Raw genomic sequence first — 14,422 nt, 5'->3', positions numbered from 1 at the left:
TTGCCAAGGCCGCCGGTTCGGGGTTGGCTTGGCATGTGACATCGACCGTGTACGGGGCCCTCGCCACCGACGTCGTCGACGAGACCTCGCTCACGAACGCGATCGAACGGTTCGCCGAGCGCAACATCGTCCTGCCGACCTTCGCCCAGCTCGCCGACCCGTCGACCATCCCGGACGCGGCCCGTGCCGTGCTCGGCGACATCGACCACAACGCGGCCGACGCCCGCAACCTGTGGCGTGTCCACTGGTACAACCGCCTCGCTGACCAGACCAGCTTCGGCGCCGTCCCCGAACACGTCGTCATCGGCCCCGAGCTGAGCGGCGTCCCGTCGCCGATCATCCTCGCTTTCGGCGACCGGTTCCCGATGATCACCGCCCACAAGGTCCTCGCGGCCTACTCGTGTCTCGTCGCCCGCCTCGTCACCGGCCAGTTCGACCCCACCCGCAACGTCGCAATCTGGCCCTCCACCGGCAACTACGCCCGCGGCGGCGTGGCCATCAGCAAGATCATGGACTGCCGCGGAGCAGCGGTCCTCCCGGAGAACATGAGCCGGGAACGCTTCGAGTGGTTGGAGCGCTGGACAACCGACCCCGGCGACATCGTCCGCACTCCTGGCTCGGAGTCGAATGTCAAGGAGATCTACGACGCCTGCCACGAACTGGCCAAGGAACCCGCCAACGTCATCTTGAACCAGTTCTCGGAGTTCGCGAACCACATCGGCCACTACGAGGTCACCGGAAGGGCGCTCGGCCACGTCTTCGAGACGTACCGGGCGGCGAACCCCGACGCGCACCTCGCGGCGTTCGTGTCGGCGTCGGGCTCGGCCGGCACGCTCGGCGCCGGTGACCGACTCAAGCACGACTACAACGCCCGCATCGTCGCGGTCGAGGCGCTCGAGTGCCCGACGATGCTCTACAACGGCTTCGGCGAACACAACATCCAGGGGATCGGCGACAAGCACATCCCGCTGATCCACAACGTGATGAACACCGACCTCGCCATCGCCGTCTCGGACCGCGCCACCGACGAGCTGTACCTGGCGCTCGACACCGACACCGGCAGGCGGCTGTTCGCGGAGCGCGGGGTCGCCGGCGACGTCATCGCCACGTTCCCGCACTTCGGCTTCTCGAGCCTGTGCAACCTGCTGGCTGCCATCAAGACGTCCAAGACGCTCGGCCTGGGTGCGGACGACGTGATCGTCACGGTGGCCACCGACGGGGCGGACCTCTACGAGTCCGAACGGGCCAAGCTCATCCCCTCGCGCTTCGACGGTCACCTCGACGACGCGCACGTCACCCGGGCGGTCGAAGAGCATCTCGACGGCGCCGACACCTCCGACGTCGAGGTGCTCGACGACGTCGGGCGCCGCCGGATCTTCAACCTCGGCTACTACACCTGGGTCGAACAGCAGGGTGTGTCTCTCGAGGACTTCGAGGCCCGCCGTGACCAGGCGTTCTGGAAGCGACTGCACGGACTCGTCCCGACGTGGGACGCGATGATCGACGACTTCAACGCCCGCACGGGGGCGACGATCGCATGAGCCCCGTGGTCGGCCGCGAGGGTGTCGCCCGACACCTCGGGCGCGACCACGGTTGGCTCGGCTCGCCCACGCCGGGGCTCTTCGAGATCGACGAGTCCAGCGACGACCCCTTCGTCCGCTACCGGCGTCTGTCGTGGACCCATCAGCACGCGTTGAGCGAGGGTTGGGACGACGCCCGCTACCTCGACGCCGTCGCACGGATCGAAGCAGCGATAGCCGGGGTGGACGGCGCCGGCTTCGCCGTCACCCCGTTCGGCGCCCAGCCCGGCCTGGACCATGGGGGTGTGACCGTCTCGGTGAAGGACGAGACCCACAACGTCTCCGCGTCCCACAAGGCACGGCACCTCATGGGTCTGGCACTGCGACTCGCGGTCGACGACGTCGATCCAGGTCGCCGTCTCGCTATAGCCAGCTGTGGCAACGCTGCGGTGGGAGCCGCCGTGGTGGCCCGGGCGGCCGGGCGCCCGCTCGACGTGTACATCCCGGTCTGGGCCGACGAGGCCGTCGTCGCCCGCCTCGACGATCTCGGGGCGCGCATCCATGTCTGTGGACGTCGCCCCGGCGAGGTCGGTGACCCGACGTTCGCCCGATTCCGTGATGCGGTGGACGCAGGGTCGGTCGCCTTCGGGGTCCAGGCGACCGAGAACCCCTGGACGATCGACGGCGGCAAGACCATCGGCTGGGAACTCGCCGAGGCCTTCGCCGACGCGGGGTCGGTGCCGGACCACCTCTTCGTGCAGATCGGCGGCGGGGCGCTCGCCGCAAGCTGTGTCCAGGGTCTGGTCGACGCTCATGGCTCAGGGCTCATCGAAGATCTGCCCCGCTTCCACGCGGTCCAGGCCGAAGGGTGTGCGCCGCTCGTGCGGGCGTGGGACCTGCTCGCCGGGGTGGGGGATGCCGAGCACGCCGTGGCGGCGGCGATCGCCCAACCCGACCGCTTCATGTGGGCCTGGGACGATCCCCACAGCGCGGCGACGGGCATCCTCGACGACGTCACCCACGACTGGATCCCCGTCGTGTGGTCGATGTACCTGACCGACGGCTTCCCCGTCACCGCGCCCGAGGCCGCCATCGTCCACGCTCACCGTCACGCCCGGACGGTCACCGACATCGCGGTGTCCGCCACGGGGACGGCGGGCTACGCCGGCCTGTGCACGCTGGTCGAGCGGGGCGGCACGCATGACGGCGAGACCGCAACCGTGTTGTTCACGGGTCGTGACTTCGGCCCCGCGCCTACAGCAGCGGCATGACCTCCTCGGCGTAGCGCTGCATCTGCTCCTCGGACTTCTCGTAGGTGTCCCCGGGGAAGTTCGGGAACAGGGTGAGGTGGTTCATTCCGCCCAGCAGATCCCGGTAGTGGGCAATCTGTTCGGCCACCTCCGCGGGCGAGCCGATCGCCCATGTCCGGTTCTCGACGGACTCCTCGAGCGTCGGGATGAGCCCCGGCTCAGCCGGGTTGCCGTCGGCGCCCATGTACCCGCGGCTCCAGCCGTAGGGGCCGAGGAACTTCCAGAACTCGTCGTGGCCGTCGCGGGCGGTATCCCAGGCCTTCTCGTGGGTGTCCTCGATCCGCACGTTGAGGCACAGGTTGCGCTTCTCGCCCGCGGCGAGGGGTGAGCCGTGGGTGTCCTCCCAGATCTCGGCGAATCGCTCCCACCACTCCTTGACGAACAGGTGGTTGCGCAACCAGAACACGCCACCGAAGCCCCGGGCGGGGACCGCCTCGAGCGTGGGGGGCGAGGTGATGGGCTGCCAGACCTCGTAGGGGTACAGCGGGCGGGGAACGAGGGTCAGCGTCTCGACGAATCCGCCCCGGTCGGGGATGCCCGGCGGCGGGAAGGTGAAGATCTCCCCCGAGTACGAGAACGTCTCGTTGTCGAGAGCCGCCAGGATGACGTCGACCGACTCGGCGAAGGTCTGGCGGTTGATGCGGTCCGCGTCGGCCTTGTCGGGGTTGTCGTAGCTGCCGATGACGGTCCCGAGCGCCTGGGCCTCGCGGGGCACGGTGCCGCGACCGACGCCGAGGATGCCCCGGCCGCCCGAGAGGTTGTGCATCGTCGCGAAGTCCTCGGCGAAGCGCAGCGGATGCCACTGCGGGACGATGTTGAACATCGCCCCGATCCTGATCCGTTCGGTCCGCTCCGCGAGGACCGCGCCGAACAGCAGACAGTTCGGCAGGACCTCGTAGCCCTCGTGCTGGAAGTGGTGCTCGGTCAGCCAGAACGAGTCGTAGCCGAGCTGGTCGGCGCGTACGCCCATGTCGAGCATCCGCTCGGCGGCGTGCCACATCTCCTTCTGCGTGTAGCGGCGGTCGGTCGGTGCGGGCGGCCCGGCGCCCGCGTCGTCCATCTCGACACCACCGAAGAAGAAGACGCCGGTCTGCATGGTCATGGACCCTCCTCGGGGAACGAACCCCGCAATGCGCCGGACACGGCTCCTGTGAGCTCGGCGAAGTCCGCCCCGAAGCGGAGCTCCGGCGGGCGGGGGTAGCCGAAGGGCACGTCGAACTCGGCGACGATGCGGCCCGGCCGCGGTGACATGACGAGCACACGGGTGGACAGGAACACGGCCTCGTAGATCGAGTGCGTGATGAACAGGCCCGCGAAGCGCTCGGAGAGGAACAGCCGCAGTGTCTCCTCGTTGAGTCGCTCCCGGGTGATCTCGTCGAGCGCGCCGAACGGTTCGTCGAACAGGAAGACCGACGGATTGAGGGTCAGGCTCCGGGCGATGGACACCCGCATGCGCATGCCGCCCGACAGCGCCTTCGGGTAGTGGTTCTCGAATCCCTCCAGACCAACCGTCTGTATGGCGTCGCGGGCGAGCTCACGGCGAACGTGGCGTGGGAGGCCGTCGAGTTCCCCGAGCAACTCGACGTTGGACAGCACCGTGCGCCACGGCATCAGCGTGGCGTCCTGGAAGATGTAGCCGAGATCGCCGCGCCCCACTTCGACGCTGCCCGATGTGGGTTCGTCGAGTCCCGCGGCGAGTCTCAGCAGAGTCGACTTTCCGCAGCCGGACGGTCCGACGATCGAGACGAACTCGCCGCGCCGAACCGTCAGCGACACCCGGTCGAGAGCGTGGGTTCCGTCCGGGAACGTCTTGGCGACCTCGTCGAACGACAGGATCGGGTCGCCGTGAGCCTCGACCACGGTGGCGGATCCGGTGGCGGGGCCGGCCCCCGTCGGCGCGTCCGCGGGCTCGTTCATCCGCCGCAGGTTAGTTGCCGGGCTGTGCCACAGCCGAGGCCGGCGGACGATGCCCTACGGTGACGGTCCGTGAACGCAGAATCATTCGATGTCGTGGTGATCGGGGCGGGGTCCACGGGAACGAACGTGGCGGGGTACGCCCGAGACAACGGGTTGTCGGTCGCGATCGTCGAGTCGGATCTTGTGGGAGGCGAGTGTTCGTACTGGGCGTGCATGCCGTCGAAGGCGCTGCTCGGCCCCGTCCACGCGGTTGCTGCAGCCGACCGTCTGGCCGGAGCGGACGCAGCGGTGTCACGGTCGATCGACGTCGACGCCGTTCTGGCTCGTCGGGACGACATCATCAGCGAGCTCGACGACGCGTCCCAGGTCGAATGGGTCGAGTCGATCGGTGCGGTGCTGATCCGGGGTCGGGGTTCGTTGGCCGGTGAGAGGCGGGTGGATGTCAGGTCCGGTGACGATTCGATTCGTCAGCTCGCCGCCCGCCGCGGGGTCGTGATCGCCACCGGGTCCCGCCCGTTGGTGCCGCCGATCGACGGGATCGACGCCGTCGACGTGTGGACCAATCGCGAGGCGACGACCACCGGGGAGATCCCCGGGAGACTGCTCATCGTCGGTGGCGGGGTGGTCGGGTGCGAACTCGCGCAGGCGTTCAGCCGCCTGGGCGCGACCGTGACCATCGTCGAGAGTGAGGAACGCATCCTGACCAACTTCTCGGTCGCTGTCGCGGGGGTTCTCGCTGATGCCCTGGACGCCGACGGCATCACGGTCCGGACCGGGGTGGAGGCCCGCGCCGTCCAGCGCCACGGCGCGACCGTGACGGTGACGCTCAGCGACGGTTCGCTGATCGAGGCGGACCGGTTGATGGTGGCGACAGGGCGTCGGTTCAACACCGACGACATCGGCCTCGACACCGTCGGACTCACCCCGGGCGGACCGATCGAGGTCGACGACCGCCTGCGCGTCCGCGGCGTCGCGGGTGGCTGGCTGTTCGCCGCCGGAGATGTGAACGGTAGGGCTCTGTTGACCCATCAGGGCAAGTACCAGGCCCGCTGTGTCGGCGATACCGTCGCCGGGCACGACACCGCGGCCTGGGCCGACGGGACGGCCGTGCCGCAGGTGGTGTTCACCGATCCCCAGATCGCCGCCGTCGGAAGGTCCGAGACGGACGCCGACGGTGACGACTCGTTGCGGGTCGTCACCGTCGAGATGTCGTCGGTCGCCGCCGCGTCGCTCGCGGCGCAGACCGCCGGTCGGGCGTCGCTCGTGATCGACGAGGTCCGCGACGTGGTCGTGGGCGCGAGCTTCGTCGGGCATGACGTCGGAGAGGTGCTCCATTCGGCGACGATCGCAATCGTCGGCGAAGTGCCCGTCAAACGGCTGTGGCACGCGGTGCCCTCCTTCCCCACCATGAGCGAGGTCTGGCTTCGGCTCCTCGAGGAGATCAGGGGACTCTGACTGCTCCACGCCTGCCCGCCGTGCCCCCGGCGGTTTCGCGTATGGCTGGAGTGGGTACCGCCCAGACAGGAAAGAAGACTGACTAGAGATCGGACCGGAGCCGAGATGGATCCATGGGTGTATGTCGTGGTTGCCGTAGGGGCGGCGCTCGTGCTGTCGATCCTGGGCGTGGCGTACGGGCGTCACAGGGCCCGACGCAGTTCGGAGCGGGCCACCGCACGCAACAGATTCGGCTCCGAATACGACCGCCTGGTCGACGAGATCGGCGAGAAGAAGGCCCTCGAGCAGCTTCGTCACCGTCACGAGCGTCTCACCGACGTGAAGACGGATCGGATCGGGCCCGACGATCGGCAGGCCTTCACCGAGACGTGGGAGTCGATCCAACACGACTTTCTCGACGCGCCGACCGATGCGCTCCGCCGAGCGGACATCCTGGTCGCCGACGTGATGCGGGCGCGGAACTATCCCGTCGGCTCGATCGAGGATCGGTTCTCCGCGATCGCTCTCGAAGACGGCGATACGAGCGTCGCTGTGCGCCGCGCACACGAACTGTTCGTGGCGGTCGAGACTGACGAGGCCGAAGAGGCCACCGACGCCGACTTCCGCGAGGCGATCCTGGCCTACAAGAAGGCGTTCGAGTTGATGCTCGACCGGCCGAAGTCCGACGCGAAGGCTCGGGTCGACAGGGCTGCGACCGAACCCGTCCACCGCGACGACTGATCGGGCGAAGCTGGCCGGGCCCCGTTGGCCGGGCCCCGGCGCGTGGCAAGCTTGAGGGCGATGACGCAGGCACCGACGAGCGCCGTGGCGGCACCGGACTCTGATCCGGAACCGGCCGGTTCGAGGCAGGGCCGGTCCGGGACCTGGGTCGATCGTGGTGCGAGGGTGGTCGGACCACCGCTCGTCGTTGCAGCTGCGTTCGTCGGGCTCTGGTATCTCGTCGCGAACGCCCTGATCCCCGCCGAGTCCCGCTTCGTTCTTCCCGAGCCCCACGTCGTCGTCGACAGGGCCGTCTTCGACTGGGATCGCTTCTCGGAGATCGTCGACAACCTCTGGGCCACGACCTGGGTGACCGTCGTCGGGCTGTCCATCTCGATCGCGCTCGGCATCGCACTCGCGGTCCTGATGAACCAGGCGAGCTGGATCGAACGCACGTTGTTCCCCTACGCCGTCGCCCTGCAGACGGTTCCCGTGATCGCCGTCACGCCACTGATCGGACTGTGGTGGGGTTTCGAGTTCCGCTCCCGGGTGATCGTCACGATTCTCATCTCGATCTTCCCGATCATCGCCAACACCCTGTTCGGGCTGAAGTCCGTCGAGCCGTCCATGCGCGATCTCTTCAGGCTCCACGGCGCCGGGCGGGTCACCCGTCTCGTGAAGCTGGATCTCCCTGCGGCCGTCCCCGCCATGTTCACGGGGTTCCGGATAGCGGCGGGTCTCGCCGTTGTCGGAGCCGTCGTCGGCGAGTTCTTCTTCCAGGCGGGCGACGCGAAGGGCATCGGGGTACTCATCAACCAGAGCTCGGCATCGCGCGGACAGGGCCCGCAGATCTACGCCTCCATCTTCGCCGCGTCGGCGCTGGGCGTGGCACTGTTCGCACTCTTCGGGGTGGTTGGCGACCGCCTCACACGCCGCTGGGCGACGACGGGACGCGCCTGATCTTGCCGGGCAGTACGCCCGCCCGTGCTGAGTATGAACTGCATGTGAACGCGGCCCCGAGGCGGACGGTTGCGGCCGATCACCTGATATCCAATCGGGCGTATCGACGCGAAATCCGGGCGGTTGCCCGTTGGAGGACCGAGGAGCCATGAAGCGAAGCCGATGGTTGATCGCCCTGTTCGTCGTGCTCGCCCTGGTGGCCGCCGCGTGCGGCGACGATGACGACACGACCGCCCCCGCCGACGACGGGGTCACCGACGACGGGGCGTCCGAGGACGGGGTCACCGACGACGGGGCGTCCGACGACGGGGTCACCGACGACGGAGACACCGGCACGGTTTCGGTCGCCGACATCTGCCCGAACCCGCTGATCGTGCAGACGGACTGGTTCCCCGAACCCGAGCACGGCTTCACCTACCAGGCGGCTGGCATCGACGGCACCTTCGACGCCGACAACGGCATCTACACCGGGCCCCTCATGGGCACCGACATCGACCTCGAGATCCGCGCCGGTGGCCCCTACACCGACGCCGACACCCAGACCGGCCAGTTCTACACCGACCCCGACATCTTCATGGCCTACGTCAACACCGACGAGGCAATCCAGTCGGCGACGACGACGCCGGTGGTCCACGTACTCAACTACTTCGAGCGTGGTCCCCAGATCCTGATGTGGGACCCCGACGTCTACAGCTTCGAGACCTTCGCCGACATCGGCGAGGCCGAAGCGCCGGTCCTGTACTTCGGTGGCGCGGCCTACATGGACTATCTCGTCGCCGACGGTCAGCTCAGCGCCGACCAGGTCGACGGCTCCTACGACGGGTCCCCCACCCGGTTCATTGCCGAGGGGAACCTCGTGCAGCAGGGCTTCGCCACCAACGAGCCCTACCGCTACGAGAACGAACTCGGCTTCGACAAGCCGGTCGACTTCCTGCTCATCGACGACGTGCTTCCGATCTACCAGGGTGCGCTGAGCGTCAAGCCCGCGGCTCTCACCGAGAGCCGCGACTGCCTCGAGGCGGTCGTGCCGATCTTCCAGCAGGCCATCGTCGACTACTTCGCCGACCCCGAACCGGTCAACGAGATGCTGCTCCAGTTCGTCATCGACCTGAACAGTTTCTGGACTGCGAGCTCCGAGAGCCACGCGGCAGGCACAGAGGCGATGGTGGATCTCGGCCTCATCACGGACGGCCCCGACGGCACCGTCGGTGACTTCGACGGGGACCGCATCGACGGTCTGATCGCGCAGTTGACGCCGGTCTACGAGGCCGCGGGGATCGACGTCCCCGACGACCTGTCGGCCGAGGACCTGTTCACCAACGAGTTCCTCGACCCGGACATCTCGCTCGGCTTCTGAGGTCCCCCGGCGTCATAGGATCACCGCCATGGTGAGCCGGGCCGCCACCGCAGCCAGGACCGCCGGACCGCCTCTGGCGTTCGCCGGCGTGATGGTCGGCGTCTGGTACCTCATCAGCTACGTCTTCATCTCCACGCCGCAGCGCCGGGGGATCCTGCTGCCACCTCCCCACGAGGTGTGGTCGGACGCGTTCGCCGACGGTGACGTCCGGGCCGATCTCATCGATGCCACGTGGGTGACCGCCCAGTCCGCGTTCATCGGTCTGGTGACGGCGATCGTGTTGGGCGTCGGGCTCGCCATCGTGATGTCGCTGTCGCCCCTCGCCGAACGGGCGTTGTTCCCGTGGGCGGTCCTCGCCCAGGCCGTGCCGATCCTCGCGCTCGTGCCGATCATCGGGGTCTTCTTCCAGAACGACCTGGACCCGTGGTTCTTCTGGTTGGGAGAGGACCTCAAGAAGCGGGTGCTCGTGTGCGTGCTGGTCGCGATCTTCCCGATCATCACGAACACGCTGTTCGGGCTGAAGTCCGCCGACCGCAACCTCTATGACCTGTTGCACCTCCACGGCGCCTCGCGGTTCACGCAGCTCACGAAGCTCGAGTTGCGCGCCGGGGTGCCGGCGATGTTCACGGGCTTCCGGATCTCGGCGGGCCTGTCGGTCATCGGCGCTGTGGTCGGAGAGTTCCTCTTCGGTCGGGGCGAGCCGGGCCTCGGAACGCTCATCAACCGGTTCCGGGGTCTGGCCGACGGCGCCGGCCTCATCGCCACGATCATCGTCTCGTCGGCCCTCGGAATCGTCGTCTTCTGGGTGTTCAGCTGGCTCAATCGCGCACTCACGGGGCGTTGGCACGCCTCGACGGCAGCGGGGCCCTGACCCCGGGGCGGGTAGCGTTGGGGCGTGAAACTGCGACTCGGCGACACCGTCATCCCGCCTCTGCGCCGCCTGCGGCTCTACGTCTGCGGGGTCACCCCCTATGACACGACCCACATCGGGCACGCCTCCACGTTCGTGTGGATCGACACGCTCGCCCGGACCCTCGAACATGTCGGCATCGCTGTCGAGGTCGCCCGCAACGTCACCGACGTGGACGATTCACTGCTCGCCGAGGCCCGACGCCGCGGTGTGGGCTGGCGGGCCCTGGCCACCCAGCAGACGTACCAGTTCGAGGACGACATGCGGAAGCTGCGGGTCGGCCGGCCGTCGTTCGAGCCGCAGTCCCGTGAGTACGTGACGGAGGTCATCTTCCTCGCCCGTGCGCTGATGGACCGCGGTGTCGCCTATGAACGTGAGGGTTCGGTCTACTTCCGGGGCGTCGACGTCGCCACCCGGGCGGGCATCGACGAGGACGAGGCCATCCGTCTCGTCGGCGAGCGCGGCGGCCACCCCGACGATCCGAACAAGGACCACCCGCTGGACTCGGCCGTGTGGCAGCGATCGGCCGAAGGTGAGCCCTCGTGGTCGAGTCCGTGGAGCGACGGGCGTCCGGGTTGGCACGCCGAGTGCGTGGCCATGTCCACGGCCGTGCTGGGGCTGGCGCTGGATGTGCACGCCGGGGGAGAGGACCTGAAGTTCCCCCATCACGCCTACGAGGCGGCGATGGCCGAGGCGGCGACCGGGGTCACCCCGTTCGCACGTGCCTGGATGCACGTCGGCACGGTCCGCCTCGACGGCCACAAGGTTGCGAAGTCCACCGGGAACCTGGTGTTCGTGCTGGACCTGCTCCAGCGCTGGCCCGGCGAGGCCATCAGGCTGCACCTGCTGGATCGGCCCTGGAACGAGGGATGGGACTTCGTCGAGGCCGATCTGGAGGCTTCGGCGGCCCGACTCGAGGAACTCTGGGCCGCCGGTGGAGACCCGGCCACCAACGAGGCGGCCGAGCAGGAGGTCTGTCGACTTCTCGTCGACGGACTCCAGACGTCGGCCGCTCTGGACCTCGCCATCGCCGAAGGTGGCAGCGCCGCCCGGCTCGCGAGGCAGTTGCTCGGCCTGATCTGACGCGGTCGATCGCGAAGGTGTCCACGCACTGAGCGGTTTCCGACGCGCGGGCAGTGACATGATTCAGGCGTGATGACTCATGGAATGGCGACACCTGAGCGCCTAGGGTGCGGTCCTCGCTGTCGGGCGCCGGATGACAGGGTTGTCTCTCTTGTTCTTCGATAACTTTCATGTAAGTCTGAGCAACATGCAGACGTGCGGTTCGGGTCGATGGCGGAGGGCGGTTGCTCTCCTCGTGACGGCGGCGCTTCTGGTCACGGCGTGTGGCGGCGGTGGCGACGATGTGGACCCGACCGGTGCGTTCGATGCGGTGGACGGCGGCGCCGAGGCATCGGGCGGGTCGGGCGACTCCACGCCCGCGGCGGTGCCGGACGATTCGGCCTCGGACGACTTGAACCCGGAGGAGACGGGCGATGACGTCGGAGTTCCCGGCGAGCCTTCAGACGGCTCCGGCGGGTCACCGGACCCGTCGCCCACCGCCACCTCTGACGCAGGCGGGTCCGCCGCCGGGGGTGACGCAGGAGCACAGGCGCTGGCGGTCTGGGACAGCTTCCTCGTTGCATGGAGGGACCTGCGCAACGGTGTCGTGACCCGCGACGCCGTGGCGGCGGTGGCGGTCCTGGACGAGGCGATGGCCGAACTCGTCGACGGGTCGCTCGAGGCCGACGCCGCTCGGGGCACCACCACCGTCGAGTTGTACGGCGGGACGCGCGCGGAGGTCGTCGTGTCCGATTCGACGGTGACCTTCGTGGACTGTGTGTACGAGAAGGCGCTGGGTTCGCTGCCGTGGGTGCTCGCGCAGCGGTGGGACGTGACCGTCGGCTTGACGGCCGGTCCCGACGGGGCACCCGCGGTGACCGGACTCACCCAGCGGGCAACCGTGGGCGACGTCGGTGAGATCGTCTTCGACGTCTGTCTCAACCCGGTGCTCGAGGACGAGGTGGTCACCGCCCACATCGCCCTGCGCCAGATGTTCGTGGAGACCCAGGAGGACCCCACCACGGGCATCACCGATCCCCGCATCGACGAGCTGCTGATGCCGTCGAACGCGGCCGAGTTCCGCTCCCAGTTGCAGGCTCGCATCGACGACGGGACGCGACTCGTGAACGGCCTCGGCACGAATCTTCGGGTGCAGGTCTTCGGTCACGGCCTCAACTTCGTGGGCACCATCTCCTGCGAAGACCAGCAGGAGGGCTACTCACGAGTTGCCGCGTCGGGCGATGTCATCTGGGCAGGCGACGGCGCTCTTCAATCCGTGACGACCTACCGACTTGTGCTCAGCAGCGGCAGCTGGGTCGCAGATCAGACCCAACCGGCGGATGACCTTGAATGCTTAGGACGACCGCTCGATTCGGTGCCGGTTGCTGACATATCAGGGGTCCCGGTTCCATGAGGACGGTTCTTATCCTCGCCCTTTTCGTAGCCACGATCACTGTGGTACCGGCGACCGCTGCCGCTGCCGGTATCTGTCTTGCCGGAGTCGACCCAGTGACGGGCACGGCCACCGTGCGGGTCTGCTCTGAGGTTCCCTCTGGAGGAGGAGGCCAGGATGGTGGAACTGGCACGCCCACGAACCCGCCGCCGATCTACTGCTCGGCGAACAACGCACGGGTCCTGCCCCGAAGCGAACGCATCGTCTACGACGTCGGGTGTGTCGCCGACATGGGCGGCGGTGGCCTTGTCGACATCCCGACCGTGCCGGTCATCGTGGACCTCGGCTCGGCCATCGACCTCGTCGCCTTGATGGACGAGGCCACGGCCCAGGTCGAGCCCGGACCGCCGACGGTCGAGACCTCGCCACCCATCGGGCGGACCGCCGTGGTCCACATCCCGGTCTGGTTCTGGATCACGGACCCGTGGCAACCCGTGAGCGCCTCGGCCACCGCGTCGATCCCGCTCGTCTCGGTGACCGTCACGGTCACCGCAACACCACGGCAGCTCACGTTCGCCCCGGGCCTCGGCGATCCCGTCACCTGCGACGGCCCGGGCGTCGCCTGGCAGCCGGGCCTCGAGGACGACGCCACCGACTGTCTGGCCACCTACCCGACGACGGTCGGGTCGCCGTTCGCCGCCACCGCCACCGTGGACTGGATCCTCACCTGGGCCATCGACGGTGTGAACCGCGGTCCTTTCACCACCCGGGCGCCGTCGACCACCTGGGAGATCCCCGTTACGGAGATCCAGGCCCTGGAGCAGTAGCGGGCAGCGGTCTGTCGGCGAAGACCTCGGCGGCGACGCCGATCCAGTCGAGTTCGGGGTCAGGCTCGTTCATCGCCACGAGCACGAGATCCACGAGGTCGGCCATGTCGGCGAGGCGCCGTCGACACTGCGCCACCGAACCCGCCAGCGCGAACCGGTCCACGAGATCGTCCGGCAACAGGCCGATGACGTGGTCGGGGACCCGGTTCTCGGCCGCCCGCCGCACCCGGGCCGCCGTCAACTGATCGACGCCGAAGTGCTCCTGGAGGTACAGCGGCGCCGTGGTCTCCGGGTGATGGCCCGCCGCCACGTGGTCCTGGGTGATCACCCTCGAGATGACCTCGAGGACCTTCGCCCGCTCGCAGTCGTCGGTGGCGATGTGGGTGGTCCAGGCCACCTTGCACATCCCCGCCCGCACCGTCTCGCTGATCTCGGCGAGGTCCTCGATGGGCGTGGCAGCCACCAGGTACCAGTCGGCGTGGTCGATCGCGAGTTGGCGGATCAGCGGCCCACGGCCGCCGATCACAAGCGGCACGTGGCCTTCGAACCACCCCAGGAACGCACGGCCGGAGGATTCACCGTCGAGGAGTTGCTGCGCGGTGGCCATCGACTCACGCAGCGCCGGCAGGGGCCTCTCCGCTTCGAACCCGATGGGCGCGAGCGTGGAGGGCGCGCCGGCGCCCAGCCCGGCCCACACACGGCCGGGGGCCATCTCGGCGAGGGTGGCCGCGGCGGTCGCCGTGGTCACCGGATGGCGGGTGAACGGGTTGGTCACCCCGGGGCCGATGACGATCCGCTCGGTGGCCGTCGCGATGGCGCCGAGTGTCACCCACACGTCCCGCCCGTTGCCCTCGTCCGCGACGAGGCACACCTCTGCACCGGCCTCCTCCGCCGCCACGGCCATCTCGACAAGGCGCGCGGCGGGGACCGTCGGCTCGAGCCACACACCCCACGGAGTCACCGTCATCTCGTCCCCATCACGGCGTCACCGTAACTCTCGTGGCCGACACAG

At 68.7% G+C, this 14,422-nt stretch carries 13 protein-coding genes; 10 read left to right on the top strand and 3 right to left on the bottom strand.

The window, feature by feature from the left end; translation table 11 throughout:
* The first annotated feature begins 35 nt into the window (after window positions 1-35).
* On the top strand, window positions 36-1,541 hold the full coding sequence (locus tag RIE08_15505; GenBank protein ID MEQ8719015.1) for a pyridoxal-phosphate dependent enzyme: 1,506 nt from the start codon (window positions 36-38) through the stop codon (window positions 1,539-1,541).
* Window positions 1,538-2,791, top strand: a complete 1,254-nt coding sequence (locus RIE08_15500) for a pyridoxal-phosphate dependent enzyme (GenBank protein MEQ8719014.1) — start codon at window positions 1,538-1,540, stop codon at window positions 2,789-2,791. The genes RIE08_15505 and RIE08_15500 overlap by 4 nt, the downstream gene beginning before the upstream one ends.
* Here the strand turns inward: RIE08_15500 and RIE08_15495 are convergent.
* A complete protein-coding gene (locus tag RIE08_15495; protein MEQ8719013.1) occupies window positions 2,775-3,932 on the bottom strand; it encodes an LLM class flavin-dependent oxidoreductase in 1,158 nt (385 codons plus the stop codon). The two genes, RIE08_15500 and RIE08_15495, sit on opposite strands and share 17 nt — an antisense overlap.
* Window positions 3,929-4,747 carry an ABC transporter ATP-binding protein gene (locus RIE08_15490; protein MEQ8719012.1) on the bottom strand — a complete coding sequence of 273 codons (819 nt, stop codon included), beginning with the start codon at window positions 4,745-4,747 and terminating at the stop codon, window positions 3,929-3,931. The genes RIE08_15495 and RIE08_15490 overlap by 4 nt, the downstream gene beginning before the upstream one ends.
* A gap of 69 nt (window positions 4,748-4,816) precedes the next feature.
* Here RIE08_15490 and RIE08_15485 point away from each other — a divergent pair, with 69 nt between their 5' ends.
* From RIE08_15485 to RIE08_15450, 8 genes are all read left to right on the top strand, one after another.
* On the top strand, window positions 4,817-6,202 hold the full coding sequence (locus RIE08_15485; protein MEQ8719011.1) for an NAD(P)/FAD-dependent oxidoreductase: 1,386 nt from the start codon (window positions 4,817-4,819) through the stop codon (window positions 6,200-6,202).
* A 105-nt stretch (window positions 6,203-6,307) separates the two neighbouring features.
* Window positions 6,308-6,922, top strand: coding sequence for a hypothetical protein (locus RIE08_15480; GenBank protein MEQ8719010.1), 615 nt, complete (start codon window positions 6,308-6,310; stop codon window positions 6,920-6,922).
* Window positions 6,923-7,087: 165 nt separating this feature from the next.
* Entirely contained in the window at window positions 7,088-7,861 is a 774-nt protein-coding gene (locus tag RIE08_15475) for an ABC transporter permease (GenBank protein MEQ8719009.1), read from the top strand.
* Window positions 7,862-8,009: 148 nt separating this feature from the next.
* A complete protein-coding gene (locus tag RIE08_15470; GenBank protein ID MEQ8719008.1) occupies window positions 8,010-9,218 on the top strand; it encodes a hypothetical protein in 1,209 nt (402 codons plus the stop codon).
* A 28-nt stretch (window positions 9,219-9,246) separates the two neighbouring features.
* Window positions 9,247-10,089, top strand: coding sequence for an ABC transporter permease (locus tag RIE08_15465; protein ID MEQ8719007.1), 843 nt, complete (start codon window positions 9,247-9,249; stop codon window positions 10,087-10,089).
* Window positions 10,090-10,113: 24 nt separating this feature from the next.
* Window positions 10,114-11,211 carry a cysteine--tRNA ligase gene (locus RIE08_15460; protein ID MEQ8719006.1) on the top strand — a complete coding sequence of 366 codons (1,098 nt, stop codon included), beginning with the start codon at window positions 10,114-10,116 and terminating at the stop codon, window positions 11,209-11,211.
* A gap of 235 nt (window positions 11,212-11,446) precedes the next feature.
* Window positions 11,447-12,604, top strand: a complete 1,158-nt coding sequence (locus RIE08_15455) for a hypothetical protein (protein ID MEQ8719005.1) — start codon at window positions 11,447-11,449, stop codon at window positions 12,602-12,604.
* Entirely contained in the window at window positions 12,601-13,410 is an 810-nt protein-coding gene (locus tag RIE08_15450; protein MEQ8719004.1) for a hypothetical protein, read from the top strand. The genes RIE08_15455 and RIE08_15450 overlap by 4 nt, the downstream gene beginning before the upstream one ends.
* On the opposite strand, the gene RIE08_15445 is transcribed toward RIE08_15450, so the two are convergent.
* Window positions 13,382-14,377, bottom strand: a complete 996-nt coding sequence (locus tag RIE08_15445; GenBank protein ID MEQ8719003.1) for an LLM class flavin-dependent oxidoreductase — start codon at window positions 14,375-14,377, stop codon at window positions 13,382-13,384. The genes RIE08_15450 and RIE08_15445 overlap by 29 nt on opposite strands.
* Window positions 14,378-14,422: the final 45 nt, after the last annotated feature.

The organism is Acidimicrobiales bacterium (assembly GCA_040219085.1).
Taxonomy (GTDB): domain Bacteria; phylum Actinomycetota; class Acidimicrobiia; order Acidimicrobiales; family JAVJTC01; genus JAVJTC01.
This window is presented reverse-complemented; position numbering and strand designations above follow the sequence as displayed.